At 29.4% G+C, this 15,615-nt stretch carries 10 protein-coding genes; 3 read left to right on the plus strand and 7 right to left on the minus strand.

Annotated elements, in window-relative coordinates; genetic code table 11:
• From IPK06_12125 to IPK06_12140, 4 genes are all read right to left on the minus strand, one after another.
• Nucleotides 1-831: a universal stress protein gene (locus IPK06_12125; GenBank protein MBK7980717.1), complete on the minus strand. Its 831-nt coding sequence runs from the start codon at nt 829-831 to the stop codon at nt 1-3.
• Nucleotides 832-888: 57 nt separating this feature from the next.
• On the minus strand, nt 889-1,704 hold the full coding sequence (locus tag IPK06_12130; GenBank protein MBK7980718.1) for a sulfite exporter TauE/SafE family protein: 816 nt from the start codon (nt 1,702-1,704) through the stop codon (nt 889-891).
• A 93-nt stretch (nt 1,705-1,797) separates the two neighbouring features.
• A complete protein-coding gene (locus IPK06_12135; protein MBK7980719.1) occupies nt 1,798-4,653 on the minus strand; it encodes a PAS domain S-box protein in 2,856 nt (951 codons plus the stop codon).
• 84 nt (nt 4,654-4,737) lie between these two features.
• A complete protein-coding gene (locus tag IPK06_12140) occupies nt 4,738-5,454 on the minus strand; it encodes a hypothetical protein (protein ID MBK7980720.1) in 717 nt (238 codons plus the stop codon).
• Between the two features lie 337 nt (nt 5,455-5,791).
• Between IPK06_12140 and IPK06_12145 the strand changes: the two genes are divergently transcribed.
• The 3 genes from IPK06_12145 to IPK06_12155 all read left to right on the plus strand — a co-directional run bounded on the left by IPK06_12145 (nt 5,792) and on the right by IPK06_12155 (nt 13,114).
• Entirely contained in the window at nt 5,792-6,649 is an 858-nt protein-coding gene (locus IPK06_12145) for a polyphosphate kinase 2 family protein (GenBank protein MBK7980721.1), read from the plus strand.
• A 99-nt stretch (nt 6,650-6,748) separates the two neighbouring features.
• Nucleotides 6,749-9,892, plus strand: coding sequence for a T9SS type A sorting domain-containing protein (locus IPK06_12150; GenBank protein ID MBK7980722.1), 3,144 nt, complete (start codon nt 6,749-6,751; stop codon nt 9,890-9,892).
• Between the two features lie 24 nt (nt 9,893-9,916).
• A complete protein-coding gene (locus IPK06_12155) occupies nt 9,917-13,114 on the plus strand; it encodes a T9SS type A sorting domain-containing protein (protein ID MBK7980723.1) in 3,198 nt (1,065 codons plus the stop codon).
• A 50-nt stretch (nt 13,115-13,164) separates the two neighbouring features.
• Here IPK06_12155 and IPK06_12160 read toward each other — a convergent pair whose 3' ends face one another.
• The 3 genes from IPK06_12160 to IPK06_12170 form a co-directional block, all read right to left on the minus strand.
• Nucleotides 13,165-13,548 (minus strand): rhodanese-like domain-containing protein, encoded by a 384-nt coding sequence (locus IPK06_12160; protein ID MBK7980724.1) that lies wholly within the window; start codon nt 13,546-13,548, stop codon nt 13,165-13,167.
• Between the two features lie 11 nt (nt 13,549-13,559).
• Nucleotides 13,560-14,216: a fumarylacetoacetate hydrolase family protein gene (locus IPK06_12165; GenBank protein MBK7980725.1), complete on the minus strand. Its 657-nt coding sequence runs from the start codon at nt 14,214-14,216 to the stop codon at nt 13,560-13,562.
• Nucleotides 14,217-14,333: 117 nt separating this feature from the next.
• Nucleotides 14,334-15,608 (minus strand): peptide MFS transporter, encoded by a 1,275-nt coding sequence (locus IPK06_12170; protein MBK7980726.1) that lies wholly within the window; start codon nt 15,606-15,608, stop codon nt 14,334-14,336.
• Between the last annotated feature and the right edge of the window lie 7 nt (nt 15,609-15,615).

Consider the following 15,615-nt stretch of genomic DNA (forward strand, 5'->3'; position numbering starts at 1 on the left):
TTACCTAATAATTAATAAGTTGGAAGGAAGTTTTTCAAAAGTAAATTCTGAATCATGCGGGAATAGCTTATCTAAAAATTTCAATTTTTTGGGCTGGCTGTAAACAACAAAAATATCCGCATTTTTTTGCCGAGCATAATTTCCGGCTTCCCAGCCTTCTCTTCCATAAAGACAAACAATCTTAGGTTCAATTTCTTTTAAATTCAGTTCCCTTACAAACAATTTCATTTTTTCTTCTTCTTCACTGATCCATTGTTTCTTTGCCAGTTGTATTTCATCGGATGTTCCGCCGTCAATAATAGAAGCGCTTATACCAGGCGCGTGAAAATCTCTTACAATAACAAATTCAGACGCATTTTCTCTGAGCGCAAATTTATAGGCTGTCAAAATTGTTTTCTCGCCAAGCAATGAATAATCCGCGGAAACATAAAATCTTTTAAATCCGCTCGGATTTTCGGTTGGTGATTTTAGTATTAAAGTTGAAGAACCAAATTCTCTCATTATTGTTCTGGCAACCGAACCGAAATAAAATTTAAATAAATTTTCTTTTTCCAAAGCTCCGGAAATCAATAAATCCACTTTTGCTTTTGTGCTGTTTTTCAAAATTGCGGAAGCCGGATCACCTTTATCCCAAATTACTTCATAGCTGTTCTCTTTAATTCCGGCACTTTCAATTGTTCCATACAAACGTTCTTCAGCCTCTTTATTTTTTTCACCTATGTGAATTAAAACCAACTGTGAATCAAACAAATTTTGAAGTCGTAACGTTTCTTTTAATAATGCTCTGCCCGTAGGCGAAAAAGTAATTGCTAAACCTATTTTTGCAAACATAATTTCTATTTTTTTATTGAATATTGTTATAATTTATTAAATGCGCAATCTTAAAATTTATATAATCATATTAAAAATTATAGATACGGCGGCGAGCAGCAAGCCAATTCCGATTAACTGTTTTAACGTTTTATCACTAAGTTTGGGATTTATAAAATTTCCGCCAAAAGCTCCAATTGAAAAACCTAAAATTACCGGAATTGCATAGGAAATAATTATATGTCCTAATAATAAATGACTTACACTACCGCTTATGCTAGTAAACAGAATCATAAACAACGCTGTTGCCGAAGCGGTAACCGCCGGCATTGAAAAAATTTCAGTCATAATTGGAACTTTAATAAAACCTCCGCCAATTCCTAAAAATCCCGCTATGGTACCTGAAATAATTCCAAATATTGTACTTACAATCATACTTATTTTATAAACCCCAAGATCTGTTTTTCTAATTATTTTTGGACCAAAATTATTGAACTTATACATTAATGAATTTTTTCCAAAGCTCTGCTTTTTTGATTCAGTTTGGGAAATCATTTTAAAACCGATTATAAATACAATTATTGAAAACAAAATTTCAACCAAGGTAATTGAAAATATTTTGGTAAGATAAGCGCCAATAATTGTCCCTAAAATTGTTGGAATTTCCAGAATAACCGCTGTTTTATAATCTATATTATTTTTATTTAAATTGAACAAAGTTGAAATCAATGCCGAAGGTATAAGTGAAATAACAACCGCTCCTATTGCAATTTTTATCGGATAATGAAAAAAGATAACTAAAATTGGAATCATAAATACACCGCCGCCAAATCCAACTATTGAACCAAAACCGCTTACAATTATTGAAACAAAAACGATAAAAAGAAAATTCATAAATTCTGTTTTTTTTATTGGAATATAGTCAAATTAATAATTTTAAGTTGTACTTTGATTTGTTTTGCTTTTAAGAATTGCGTTACTATTAAATTATGAAAAATGAACGCTGAAAGTTGTGCCGGCATTTTTTTTACTTTTTACAGAAATATCCGCTTTTATCAATTCGCAATAATTTTTTACCAATGCAAGTCCTAAACCATTTCCTTCAAATTTTCTGGAATATCCCTGCTCTTCCTGCGAAAACGGAATAAATAGTTTAGGTAAATATTTTGATGAAATTCCTATTCCGGTATCAATAACACTAACAATTAAATTCCTTTTTTTATCTTTCGAGATTTCAACTTCTACTTTTCCCTTGTTTGTATATTTAATTGCATTATCAATAAGATTGGCAAAAATCTGCATTACCGTATAAGGGTCAAGATTCTTAACTGTATTGTTTGAATTTTTTGTCAATTTAAATTCAAGACCTTTTGCCAACGCAACAGTTTTAAATTCTGAAGCAAGAGGGATTAATATTTCTTCATAAATATCAACTTTTCTTGGAATATATTCATATGTATTTGTCTGAATCTCCGACATATTCAGAATTAAATCAATTGTTCTCGTAATTCTATTTCCGGCTGATTCTATAATTTCAAAACTTGACTTTAACTCCGGATCAATTTTTTCGCGAACTTCTTCTTTAACTAAATTTGTAAAACTTAAAATTGAGTTAATAGGTGATCTGATTTCATGAGAGATTTGCGCGAGAAAATGTGATTTTAATTTTTCGGATTCTTCGGCATTAATTTTTGCTTTAAGTAATTCTTCCTCAAATATTTTTCTTTTAATTGCGACGCCGAAAAGATTACCAGCGGTTTTGATCGCTTCAATTTCTTGATCAAGCCAAATTCTTTTATTATCAAAATCTTCAAAACCCATAAATCCCCATAATAAATTCGATTCAAAAATTGGAATTATTATTATAGATTTTTTGTTCTTTATACCAAGATATTTTTTTTCTTTTGTTCCGATTGCGTCGCTGTTAATTACAAATATTTCATTTTTAAGAAGAGTTGTATAAAGTTCACGTAAATTGTATTTACCGTATGAAAAATTTTGGAATATAGGATCATTTATTTTTGGCGAAATATTGTAATCTACCCATTCATGTTTTAAGCTGAATTTTATATCATCATCTTTCGAAATTATATTTTGGTATATATAACTTCGCTTAACTTTCAAACTTTCACTTAGTCTCTTTAATACTTCATTAATATTTGCCTGCCAATCCAATGTTTTAAGGAAAGTTTCCGTTGAAAAACTAAGTGCGGATAAAATTTGGTCTCTTATTTTGAGATCATTTATAAATTGAATTCTTTGAGTAATATCTTCTGAAATTCCCAATAAATTTGTTTTCCCACTCGTTTTATCTGTTAAAAGGCTTACAGTAATGGCTCCCCAAAAAACTTCTCCATTTTTTTTGATATATTTTTTTTCAATTGTAATCTGCTTCTCCTTTCTCTGAAATAACTCTTTTATTAACATATTACTTGATTTGATAAAATCAGGATGTGTTAAATCCATGAAAGTCATTTTTAGCAATTCTTGTTTGGAGTAACCAAAAATATCACAGAATTTAGGATTTACGTCAATGAATTTTTTATCGCCGCTTACAATACAAATTCCAAATCCGCTTGACTGAAATATTGATCTGAATTTATCTTCACTTTCAATCAATGCATTTTCTATAATTTTTTGGGTTGTTATATCTTCAATTGTTCCTTCGTAGAAAAGAATTTTACCATTTTTTTTATCTTTAATTACCCTTGAACTTTCTCTAATATTTACTATTGTTCCGTCTTTTCTTTTCAGATTTTCCAAATATCCGTAAATAGTATGTTCTTTTTCGAGTATTTGTTTAAATTCTTTTCTGTTTTTATGATTAAGATATAGATTTTTGTTGATATCAATTTTTTGCAAATCTTCAAGAGAATCATAACCTAAAAGACTGATAAATTTAGGATTAGCAAAAACAATTTTTCCTTTGGGAGTTGATCTGTAAATTCCTACGGTCGAATTATCAAATAAACTTTTAAATCTGCTTTCGTTTTCAAGATTACTTTGTTCAGTTGAAATTTTTGATTCTTCTATCGCAAATATCGTGCTTAATATATCAAGAACTTTTAGATCAACATTATCCGGAATAAAATTATTAGTAAAAAAAATACAGATTATTCCCAAATATTTTTCGTCAGTCTTAACAATTTTTCCCAAATAAGTTTTAAATTTATTCAACTTAAAGAATCTATTCGCTTTACCAAAATCTTGTTTGCTTAAGTCGGGTATAAATACTGTAGTACTTGAATTGTTTTTTAATCTTTCTTTACAACTTTTATTTACAAATACGGCAATATCATCTTTGGCATTTTTACCATTCAGCATTGAAAAATTGTAAATAATTTCACCATTGCTTTTTGTAAATAAAATTGATTTTGAATTGAAAATTTTACTCAAAGTTTTAAAAGTATTTTGAACATTTTTTTTTGAATTAGAGTTGAAATTTTGAGAGCATTTGTGAAGTTCTGATATTAAAAGATTGTATTTTTCTTCTTCTGACAAATTATATATTGAAAGCAGAATAATAATATCATTGTCTAAATTTATTTTTACAGAATTTATTTTTACGGGAATTCTAATTTTACCGTTTGTAATTAGTAGTGAATTAAAATTTATATTTTTATTTTTTCCTGAAATAAATTTTAACAGAAGCGATTTGATTCGCGATCTTTCACTAATTGCAAAAAGATTTAAAACTGATTTACCTTCTATATCATATTTTTCAAAACTGAAAAAGGATAAATTGTCGTTGTCTGAATTAATAATTTTTAATGAAGGATTTAACTGAATTGTAAATGATTTTGAAATTTCAAAATTTTCTTTAAAGAAAATTTTACTGTTCATGTATATTGAATAGAATTTAGTATATACTTAGGTTAATGCAAAATTAGTAAAACTAAATTTAATTACAATATTCTTAAAAAGAAATTAGATTGCTAAAGTTCTGACTAATTTTCTTTTTGCAACAGGTAATATTGTTTCAACAAAGGGAAAATCTATTGAAGTTTCAAAATAATAAGTAGCAGGATTTTGAAGCTCTGGAAATTTTTCTATTAAATTATGTTTTATATCTAAAGGATTATATGCTTCTGAAGTTTGAAGACTTATTAAATCGACCAATTTACTTTTTAATGTTCTTAAAGGATTATCGGCGGTAGAAAATAAAGACATTTCGAATTTGTAGATTTTCAATAAATCATGCTTTAAATCTTGAATCATAAAATAACCTTCTGATCTGTTCTTTGGCATAACTCCAACTTCATTCAGTATAATGTTTTCATCTACAAAATCAAAAATTGCCTTTCCTTCGGCAATGGAATTTTTTATTTCAGGAAGAGCCCAACGAATAAAATCAGCAACAATATCCAAATCTGTATCATTAAACTTAGTAGATTGCTCTAACTCAAAATTTTCAAAAAATTCCGCAAAATTGAGATTTAAAATAAATTCTGTATCAAATAGAGACATTTGTTCAATTAAAAGTTCAAGTTCGTTTTTTATTGAAATTAATTCCGCGAGTGCTGGATAAAGTTTGTTCTTATGGAGAAATTCCGAATATTTGCGTAAAATGGCTAAAACCCTATATTTACTCAGTTCTAGATCATCGGCGGCTTTTATAAATGTACTTAAATTTAGGGTTTCCATTAAACTCCGAGATTAAAATTTGTAGTTTTAATTCAAAAATCGAACCAAATTATTTTTGATATATTATCGATAAAAACCTCCCTTTTTTTTAGCGAAAAACAGCGGCTTGTGATTTGAAATATGAGATTAAGGACTATTATTTCTTAAAAAAAATAAATTTTTTAAAAAAGATTCGAATTCAGCTTAAAAACAGCATTATTTTAGATGTGAAAATTTTTCGCATGAAATGAATAATATTGAACAACTGTTAGTTTTTTATATATTTATTAAAGAAAATAAATTGCGATTTATATTTTAATATTTTCGGTAAATTTTACGTGTAAAATGAGGAATAAACATGAAAATAAATGAATTTAAAGTCGAAAACGAAAAAAAATTCAAACTGTCTAAATACGATCCGGATTATATTGGTGAAATGGGCTCAAAGAAAGACGCGGAATCAAAATTACAAAAGAATATAGAAATTATGGCTGATCTTCAAAATAAATTCTATGCATATGATAAATACAGTTTGTTAATAATTTTTCAAGCTATGGATGCTGCCGGAAAGGACAGCGCAATTAAACATGTAATGAGCGGATTAAATCCTCAAGGAACACAAGTCTTCAGCTTTAAGCAGCCTTCAACAGAAGAAATGGATCATGATTATTTATGGAGAACTACAAAATCTTTGCCTGAAAGAGGAAGAATAGGAATTTTTAATCGTTCATATTACGAAGAAGTTTTAGTCGTTAAGGTTCACGATTTGGTAAAAACATCAAGAATACCTCAAGAACTTGTTACAAAAAATATTTGGAAAGATAGATATGAACAAATCCGTAATTTTGAAAAACTTATTTACCAAAATGGAACGGTAATATTAAAATTTTTCTTAAATGTTTCTAAAGATGAACAAAAGAAAAGGTTTTTGGAGCGCTTAGAAAAACCTTCAAAAAATTGGAAATTTTCTTCCGCCGACTTAAAGGAAAGAGAACTTTGGGATGAATACCAAAAATGTTATGAAGAAGCCATTTCCGAAACAAGCACAAAATACGCACCATGGTTCATTATTCCAGCCAACCACAAATGGTTTACCCGTTTAGCAATTTCAGAAATAATTGTAGATACATTGAAAAAGTTAAAAATAGAATATCCAAAATTGGATGAAGAACAATTAAAAAATTTGGAATTGTATAAATCTGAACTTCTGAAATAAATTGATTTCACTTTAAATTTTTGATACTGAAAAAATCAATTGATTTTTTATCGGATAATTTTAACTTATTTAAAGTGAATTATATTATTTGGTGAGATTATGAGAATTATTTTCCTATTATTATTTGTTTTTTTAAATACCGGCATTTTGCACACAAAGGAAAGTGATGATAAAAACTCTATTGGTAAAATAAATGAGAATTACAAGTTTGCAAAATTCAATATAAATAACACATCCACCTTTTTTTTTAATAATGGAATTACAGATCAGAATGAAAATGGAAATACCGGATTTATATTTCCCAATAATGTTTATAATAAAACAACTTGGGGAAATGGGTTTGTTCGTAACGGACTAATTTTTCGCTCCGGTATTTTGTGGGGTGCAAAAAAAGGAGGTATCATTCATGTTGGCGGTTCAACTTACTTACAAGGAATTACAGGTGGAAGAATATTGGAAAACGGAATTCCGCAAGATCCGAATGATCCGAGTGTAAGAGTTTATAGGGTAAGACCGGATTACAAAACTTCCGATTTAACTACCGAAATTAATGATGAACAATTATCCTATCAGGAAATTTTTAATCAATATGAAAAAGATTGGAATGAATGGCCCGCAGAATTTGGAGCTCCCTTTGATGATATAAATAATAATGGCGTTTATGAACCCAGCATAGATATTCCCGGAGTTTCAAATGCGGATCAAACACTTTGGTATGTGGCAAATGATTTAGATACATTAACTTGCAAAAACGCTTTTGGCTCAGATCCTTTAAATATTGAACTGCAAGTAACAATTTGGGGTTATAAAAACTCTTTCCCGCAAAATAATATATTATACAAAAAGTACAAATTTATTAATAAAAGTGACCAAGATTTCAATGAAATGTACATATCTCAATTTGCAGACACTGAAGTTGGAGATGCAGGAAATGATTATATTGGGGTTGATACATTACTTAATCTGGCTTATGGTTATAATGCTGATAATTATGATGGATATGACGATTGGGGTTACGGAACTTTTTCTCCGGCAATAGGATTTCAATTGCTGCAAGGTCCAATTGTTAAAGGAAATGAGAATGATATTGCAATATTCAATGGTAAGCAAAAAATAGGATTTAAAAATTTAGATATGACTTCTGCTTTAAGACTTGTAAAAAATTATAATACATATTTTGATGATCCATGTTATGGAGAGTATGACTGCAGCACATTGTATTACTATAATTTTATGCAAGGATTAGATTTTTTAGGAAATAACCAAATTGATCCTATTACCAATAAAATTTCTAAATTTTCCGTAAACGGTGATCCGGTAACAAATTCCGGATGGATTGAAAGTAAAGATAATTATGTGCCCGGCGACCGCAGACTTATTTTATCTTCCGGACCTTTTACAATAGCTCCCGGTGATACTCAAGAAGTTATTATTGCCGTTATTGCCGCTCAAGGAAATTCAAATTTAAACTCAGTTAAAATTCTTAAAGACTACGCAAAAATAAATTTTACAAATAATATAAAAATTGAAACGCCGGAATTTATAGTTCCGGAAATATCATTCAGTGATATGGGTCCGGCGCATGAAATTTCTTTTACTTTAAACAACAAAGATGAACTATATAACTTTGAGCATAGCGGTTATAAATTCCAAGGTTTGAATTTACGTATTTATACTCAAGATAATTTGCAGGAAATAAACAGCAAGAATTATATTTATGATAAAATAGATGGAATTAAAGAAATAAGCGGAATTATTAGCGAAGGAAATGATTTATTGTTTAATCAAACTCAGTATGGAACAGATTCCGGAATTCCTGAAAAATTTATTTTTGACAAAGATATTTTTGAAAATACGGACATCGTTTCCGGGAAAAAGTACAATTTTGGCATTTCCGCCTATTACTACAATCCTAATTCAATACTACAAATGCAAAATAGTTTTTCTAAAATATTTTCAAAAACTATTGTTTTTGATTCAACTCAAATAATTTATGGCGATACAATATTTTATCAATCTATCTTTGATAATGATATTGGTATTATGATTAATGCTTCAAATCCGAATTTATTAACAGGACATGAATACAAGATTTTATTAAAAGATGACATAAATAAATTATCTTTTGATCTAATAGATAATAATGAAAACAAAAAAATACTAGAAAATTATTCTTTAATTGACACTGAGAACCAATTCCAATTTTCTGATAATATTGACGGCTGTTTCATGCAAATTCAACCAAAGACTTATTTATTGGCTTTTAACGCAGGAAATAATATTCAAGAAATATTTCATCAAGGAGAAGAGAATAAACCACCTATAAATTTATCTACAAATCTAGCAAATTATTCTTATGGAATCCGAATAAATAATATCAGCAGAGATTTATCAAAGTTAATTAAGGATATTAATATTTCGCGTTCAAATGATTATGAAATTCGGTTTAATATTTATAAAAATTACGGCATTCAATTTTTCACAACGAAAAAAGTTGTTTCAGTTCCTTTTGAGTTATGGAATATTGGTAAAACTCCTAATGATAAATCTGATGATATAAGAATGATTCCTTTTATTTTAGAAAATGAAGAAAGAGATAATTGGGACTTTTCTGACAGCTTAATAACATTTTTAAATTATTATGAATACCTTATTCCATACTCTGTTTCCGATCAAATATTTTGGATGTTCCCGAAAGATAAAAATGGTTATGAAAAATTTGCGAATGTCTGTGAACAATCAGGCGTTGGCAGTGAATACAATTTAACCTTAGATACAAGTGATCAAGGTTATTTTGTTGATTTCATGGAGGATACAACTTATGCAATTGGTAATTTAAATTTTATTTATAAACGACAAAATACAAATTATAAAGAAATAATCCCCTCCGGAACTACTGTAAGATTTACATCTACGCCAAATTTAACTGGTAAAGAAATAATATTTACAACTCCGGAAAGACCCGAATACAAATCAAACTTTGATTTTGAATTATTGCAGAATTTTCCAAATCCATTTAATCCAATTACAAAAATTCAATATAATATTCCCCAAGAAGGAAAAGTTAACATATCAATTTATAATGTTCTTGGTCAAAAAGTTGCAGAACTTCTAAATGATAATGTTAAAGCCGGTAAATATGAACTTGCCTTTAACGGCTCAAATTTTGCGAGCGGAATTTATATTTACAGAATTGAAGCAAAAAATTTTATTGAAAGTAAAAAGATGATATTATTGAAATAAAACATAAAATTTGATGGTGAAGCTATGAAGCGTTGCATAATCTCATTGTTTTTATTTACTATATCTTTTACTAAAATATATGCTCAAAAGTGTTTCATTAATGAACTACAAGATTTAAATAAAATCTCTTCTTCAACACATTGGACCAAATTCAACATCAACAATATTTCCACTTTTATTTACAACAATGGAAATGCTGATATTAGTCCGGATGGAAACTCCGGATTTGAATATCCAAAAGGTTCAAATAAAACTACAGTTTTCGAATCCGGGATTATTTGGGGCGGAAAAATTGATGAAAAAATTTATGTCGGCGGTTCGGATTATGCTCAAGGATTATTTGGAGGAAAAATTTTAGAAAACGGTAACACTCAAAATTCAGATGATCCAAGTGTAAGAGTTTACAGAGTTAGACCGGATTACAAAACTTCAGATCTTTCAGCAGAAATTGAAGATGAAAAACTTTCCTATGAAGAAATATTTAGTCAATACGAAAAAGACTGGAATGAATGGCCCGCAGAATTTGGAGCACCTTTTGAAGACAAAAATAATAATGGAATTTATGAATCAACTATTGATATTCCCGGAATTCCATACGCTGACCAGACGCTTTGGTATGTAGCAAATGATTTTGATACTTCAAAGAGCAGAAGTTTATACGGCTCTGATCCAATGAAAATAGAGTTGCAAGTAACTATATGGGGTTATAAAAATTCCGGTTTTTACGATAACGTAATGTTCAAAAAATACAAAATCATAAATAAAAGCGATAAAGATTTTAAGGAAATGTATATTTCTCAATGGTCTGATCAAGATTTAGGTTATGCCGGAGATGACTACATTGGTGTTGATACCACCCTAAATTTAATGTATGCTTTTAACGGTGATATTTATGATGATGAATATATAAGTTATGATTATTTTAAAAAAAATTATCAGCTTCAGCCGCCGGCAGTTGGATTCCAATTTTTACAAGGTCCAATTGTAAAATCTGAAAATAATACAGCAATATACAATGATAAAGAAATTACCGAATCTAAAAACCTTGATATAAACTCATTCTATTTTTATTTGTGCGCTGTTTCACCTTGGAGCGATCCGCCTATGGGTGATTATGATGAAGGAGCAATTGGTAAGTATAATAATTTAAGGGGATTGCATAGTGGAGGATTTCCTATTATTATCCCTGAAGAACTTGGAGGAGGGATTACAACATTTCCTCGATCCGGAGATCCAATAACCGGTGAGGGATGGACAATAGGAACTGATTCATACAATTGCGGTGATGTTAGAGGACTATTATCATCCGGTCCATTTGAAATTGTAAGCGGTGATACTCAAGAAGTTGTTATTGCGCAGACAGCAATTTTAGGCAAAGATAGAATGAATGCCTTTAAGTTATTAAAATTTTATTCCAGTCAAACTAAAGAAGACTATTTAAATTTTGTTAAAGTAAATAATGAAATTTCTGTTCCTCAACCGAATGTTTCATTTTCAGAATATGGTGAATATAATTCCATAAATATTGAAATAGAAAAAAATCCAAACATCGAATCTTTTTGTCAATCTGATTATTCATTTCAAGGATATAATTTATATCAAATTTATTCCGAAATACCAACAAAGGATAATTCAATTAAGATTGCGACTTTTGATAAAATAGACGAAATTAAAAATATTTCTGGAATTGTAATGAATCAAAACAACGGATTACCGATTGAAGGAAATATTCAAGAAGCAAATGACAGCGGTCTGAAATATGAATTTAAAGTTGATAAAGATTTTACAAATAATTCAAAATTGTTAAAAGGCAAAAAATACTATTATGGTTTATCCGCATATTTTGTAAACTCAGAGTACAAAATTATTGAAAGTCTATTAAACAAAATTTATATGGAATTTCAATTAGATTTACCTGGAAATAATTATTTTGATACTCTCGTTGTCTCGAGAAATAATGATATTCATTCGGGGTTTGTAATTCCAATTGTAATAAATCCGGAAATGTTGACAGGCGATGAGTATAAAGTTACATTAACTGAAATAGGTGATTCTATAGTTTGGAATTTAATTGACATTACAAAAAATCAAATTTTACTAACGCAGCAAAAGCTATTAAATAGAAAACCAAGTAATCCGTATGAAGCAGATTATACACCAATTGTTGATGGCTTTATATTATTTGTAGGAACTGAACCACTTTCATTTGCCGGTAATGGTGATGGAATTGTTGAAATAAAATATAATGGAAATGTTTTAACTGAAGGAAAATATGATTTACAAGGTAAACTATATAATGGGAATAAAGTTTGGCATAGTTTAAATTCTACTCAAGATTATTACATTAGTGCCGGAGGCGGCAGCGGAAATTTAGATCGCCTAATTAGGTATAGAAATTATGCGGCTTCAAGAGATTTTGAATTACGGTTTACAGAAACAGGCGGATTTGGAATATATCCGTTTATAGATAATAAAATTTGCAAAGTTCCTTTTGAACTTTGGGATATCGGAATTCAAACTCTCGATGATCCAAGTGATGATATTAGAATGATTCCATTTTTAAGTGAAAATGATTCAACCAAATCAATTTGGGGTTGGGCAACCGGAATAGATCCGTTTATGGGTTATCCAAATTCTGATTGGATAAACTGGATGGATCCAAAAGACAGTACACCTGGAACTAAAGGATATGATCAGTTTGCTAATTCGTGCATTTTATCCGGAGGAGCTGGTGCTACTTATGATTATCAATATGATATCGATCCTATTGCCGACGATTATAATATAAATTTTCATGATGGAAATGGTTATCCAATTGCAAGAATGACAATTTGCGATTATAGCGGAAAAGGAATTCCTCCAGCTGGAACTACAATAAGATTAAATACAACTAAACCTTTAACAACCAATGATATTTTTACATTTAAAAGTGAAATTACTTCAATAAAAATTAATCCAAATATTTATAAAATTTTCCAAAACTACCCCAATCCATTTAACCCAAGTACAAAAATTAGATATTCAATACCTGAAGAAGGTTTGGTAAATATCTCTGTTTATAATATTCTTGGACAAAATGTTGTTGAGTTAGTAAATAAAAGAATGAAACCCGGAAAGTATGAAACAATTTTTAACGGCTCAAATTTTGCGAGCGGAGTTTATATTTACAGAATTGAAGCAAAAAATTTTATTGAAAGTAAAAAAATGATATTGTTGAAATAAAAATAATTTTTTAGAGACGTAAATTTTTACGTCTCTAAAATTTGAATAAACTATTTTCTATAGGCTATCATTCCGCCTAAAACATTTTTAGCTTTATATCCTTTTCCTTGAAGAATTTTTGTAGCCGTAACGGATCTGTTTCCCGATCTGCAAATTACGGCAATATTTTTGTCTTTGTATTTTTCCAATTTATTAATTTCTTGATCTAAAACTTGAACCGGAATATTTATTACTCCGTCTATTTGTCCTAGTTCTCCGGTTAATTCCTGCGAGGTTCTTACATCCAAAATAACCAACGAAGAATCCGATTTCATTTTCTCTTTTAAGTCAGCAATGGTCATATTAAAATCATCTGATTTGCCAGAACTCTGACAGCTAACAGTTGCCGCCGTGATAATAATTAAAACAACTACAATAATTATAAGTACTTTCATTTTTTTCCTTTTTAAATAATTTTATTTTCAAGTTGAGCAATATTTTCAATTGATGATTTTAAAACATCTCCTCTTTCAACTTTGCTTACACCTTCAGGTGTTCCTGTGTATATTAAGTCACCAGGTTCAAGTGTCATTCTTTCAGAAATAAATTTCACGATTTCTTTTGGTGAAAAAATCATTTTATTAATTTTTGAAGTTTGCTGAAGTTTTCCATTAACCATTAATTGAATTTTTTCGTCTCCATTAATCTTATAATCTTCTTTAGAAATAAAATCTGAGACTACCGCGCAAGTGTCAAAACTTTTTGCCAAAGTCCATGGTGTTCCTTCTTTTCTAAATACATTTTGAAGATCTCTCAGAGTCATATCCAATCCAACTCCATAACCAATAATCGCGTTTTCGGCTTCATCTAAAGATGCATTTTTTACTTCTTTACCGATCAATAAAACCAATTCAACTTCATGATGCAATTCATTTGAATAATTCGGATGAACTATTGAATCACCGTTATTAACTAATGTTGACGGAGGTTTTAAAAAAATTATTGGAAATTTAGGAATTTCGTTTCCTAATTCTTTTGCGTGTTCAGCATAATTTCTTCCAACGCAGACAATTTTACCAACCATAAATTCACTATCACTATTTTTAATTTTTACATTTTTCATATTTTATCCGTAAAAGTTAGATTCACTTTTAATGAAATGGTTTCCATTTTTAACTGTTTTTCTTTACTGGAAATTTTTCCCGTAATTTTTAGAATTAAAATCCGCATTTTATAAAGATCAATTAGCAAATCTTTTCAAATTTTTCATAGCAAGAAATGCCATAATTGCCGAAAATGCCAATATCGCGGTTAAAATCAAAAAATATTCATGATGCGCAAAGTCGCTGTAATATTTTCCCAACTGCCCTGAAAGATAACTTCCTATAGACGTTGCCAAATACCAGCCGCCCATCATTAAACCTTGGATTTTGGGAGGGGCTACTTTCGATACATATGATAAACCCATTGGTGAAATTAAAATTTCTGACATTGTAACAACTAAATATGTAGAGATCAACCAGATAGGCGACATATTGTTTGAATCGCTGTTGCCGCCTTGCATTGATGCAAAAACCATTATTAACATTGAGATTCCCATTATAAGCATTCCAGCAAAAATTTTAACCGGCGTGCTTGGTTCTTTGCCAATTTTATTTAATTTTGAAAAATATGCCAATAATATTGGGGTTAATACAAGAATGAAAAACGGATTGAAAAATTGATATGTTTCGGGTCGTAAAAGATCATATACTTTTGTTGATCTTTCTGCAAATAAAGTTAGCGCAAATCCATTTTGATAAAACGCCATCCAAAAAAATATTACAATCGCAAACAAAATACATAACGCAATAACTCTAGATTTTATTTCTGAAGAAGAAATTTCCAAATGCACAATTTTATTTTCTGTTTTTTGCGATTGCTTTACATCAGCCGAAATTAGTTTGTTTTTTCCAATGTAAAAAGTGATTATAGAAATAAACATTCCAACGGCAGCAGCCCAAAACGACATTCTGTAATCATTGAACAAATAACCCAATAATGTTGCTGCCAAAGGAGCTACAGTCGCTCCTACATTTACTCCCATATAAAAAATATTAAATCCTGCATCTTTTAAATGAACTTTTTCTTTATATAAATTTCCAACTAAAACTGCCATATTTACCTTAAAAATTCCTGTTCCGAAAGCGACAAGAAACAAACCGAGATAAAATGAAAATAATTGTTCGGCAGAAGAAAGTGCCAATGCAATATAACCTGAAAGCATAAATACGGAGCCGGTTAAAACCGTGTTTATTTGTCCTAATATTTTATCACCCAAATAACCGCCGAGCAGCGGAACAAAATACACCAATCCCAAAAAAGCGCCGTAATGTTCACCCTTTATTGTATCGCTCCAGCCGAATTCGCTATCCATATATAATACTAAAATTGCCATTAAAATATAAAATCCAAACCGTTCCCACATTTCTGTAGTAAACATTACCATTATTCCTCTTGGGTGATCTTTAATCATATATATA

It is taken from the genome of Ignavibacteriota bacterium (assembly GCA_016713565.1).
GTDB lineage: Bacteria > Bacteroidota > Ignavibacteria > Ignavibacteriales > Melioribacteraceae.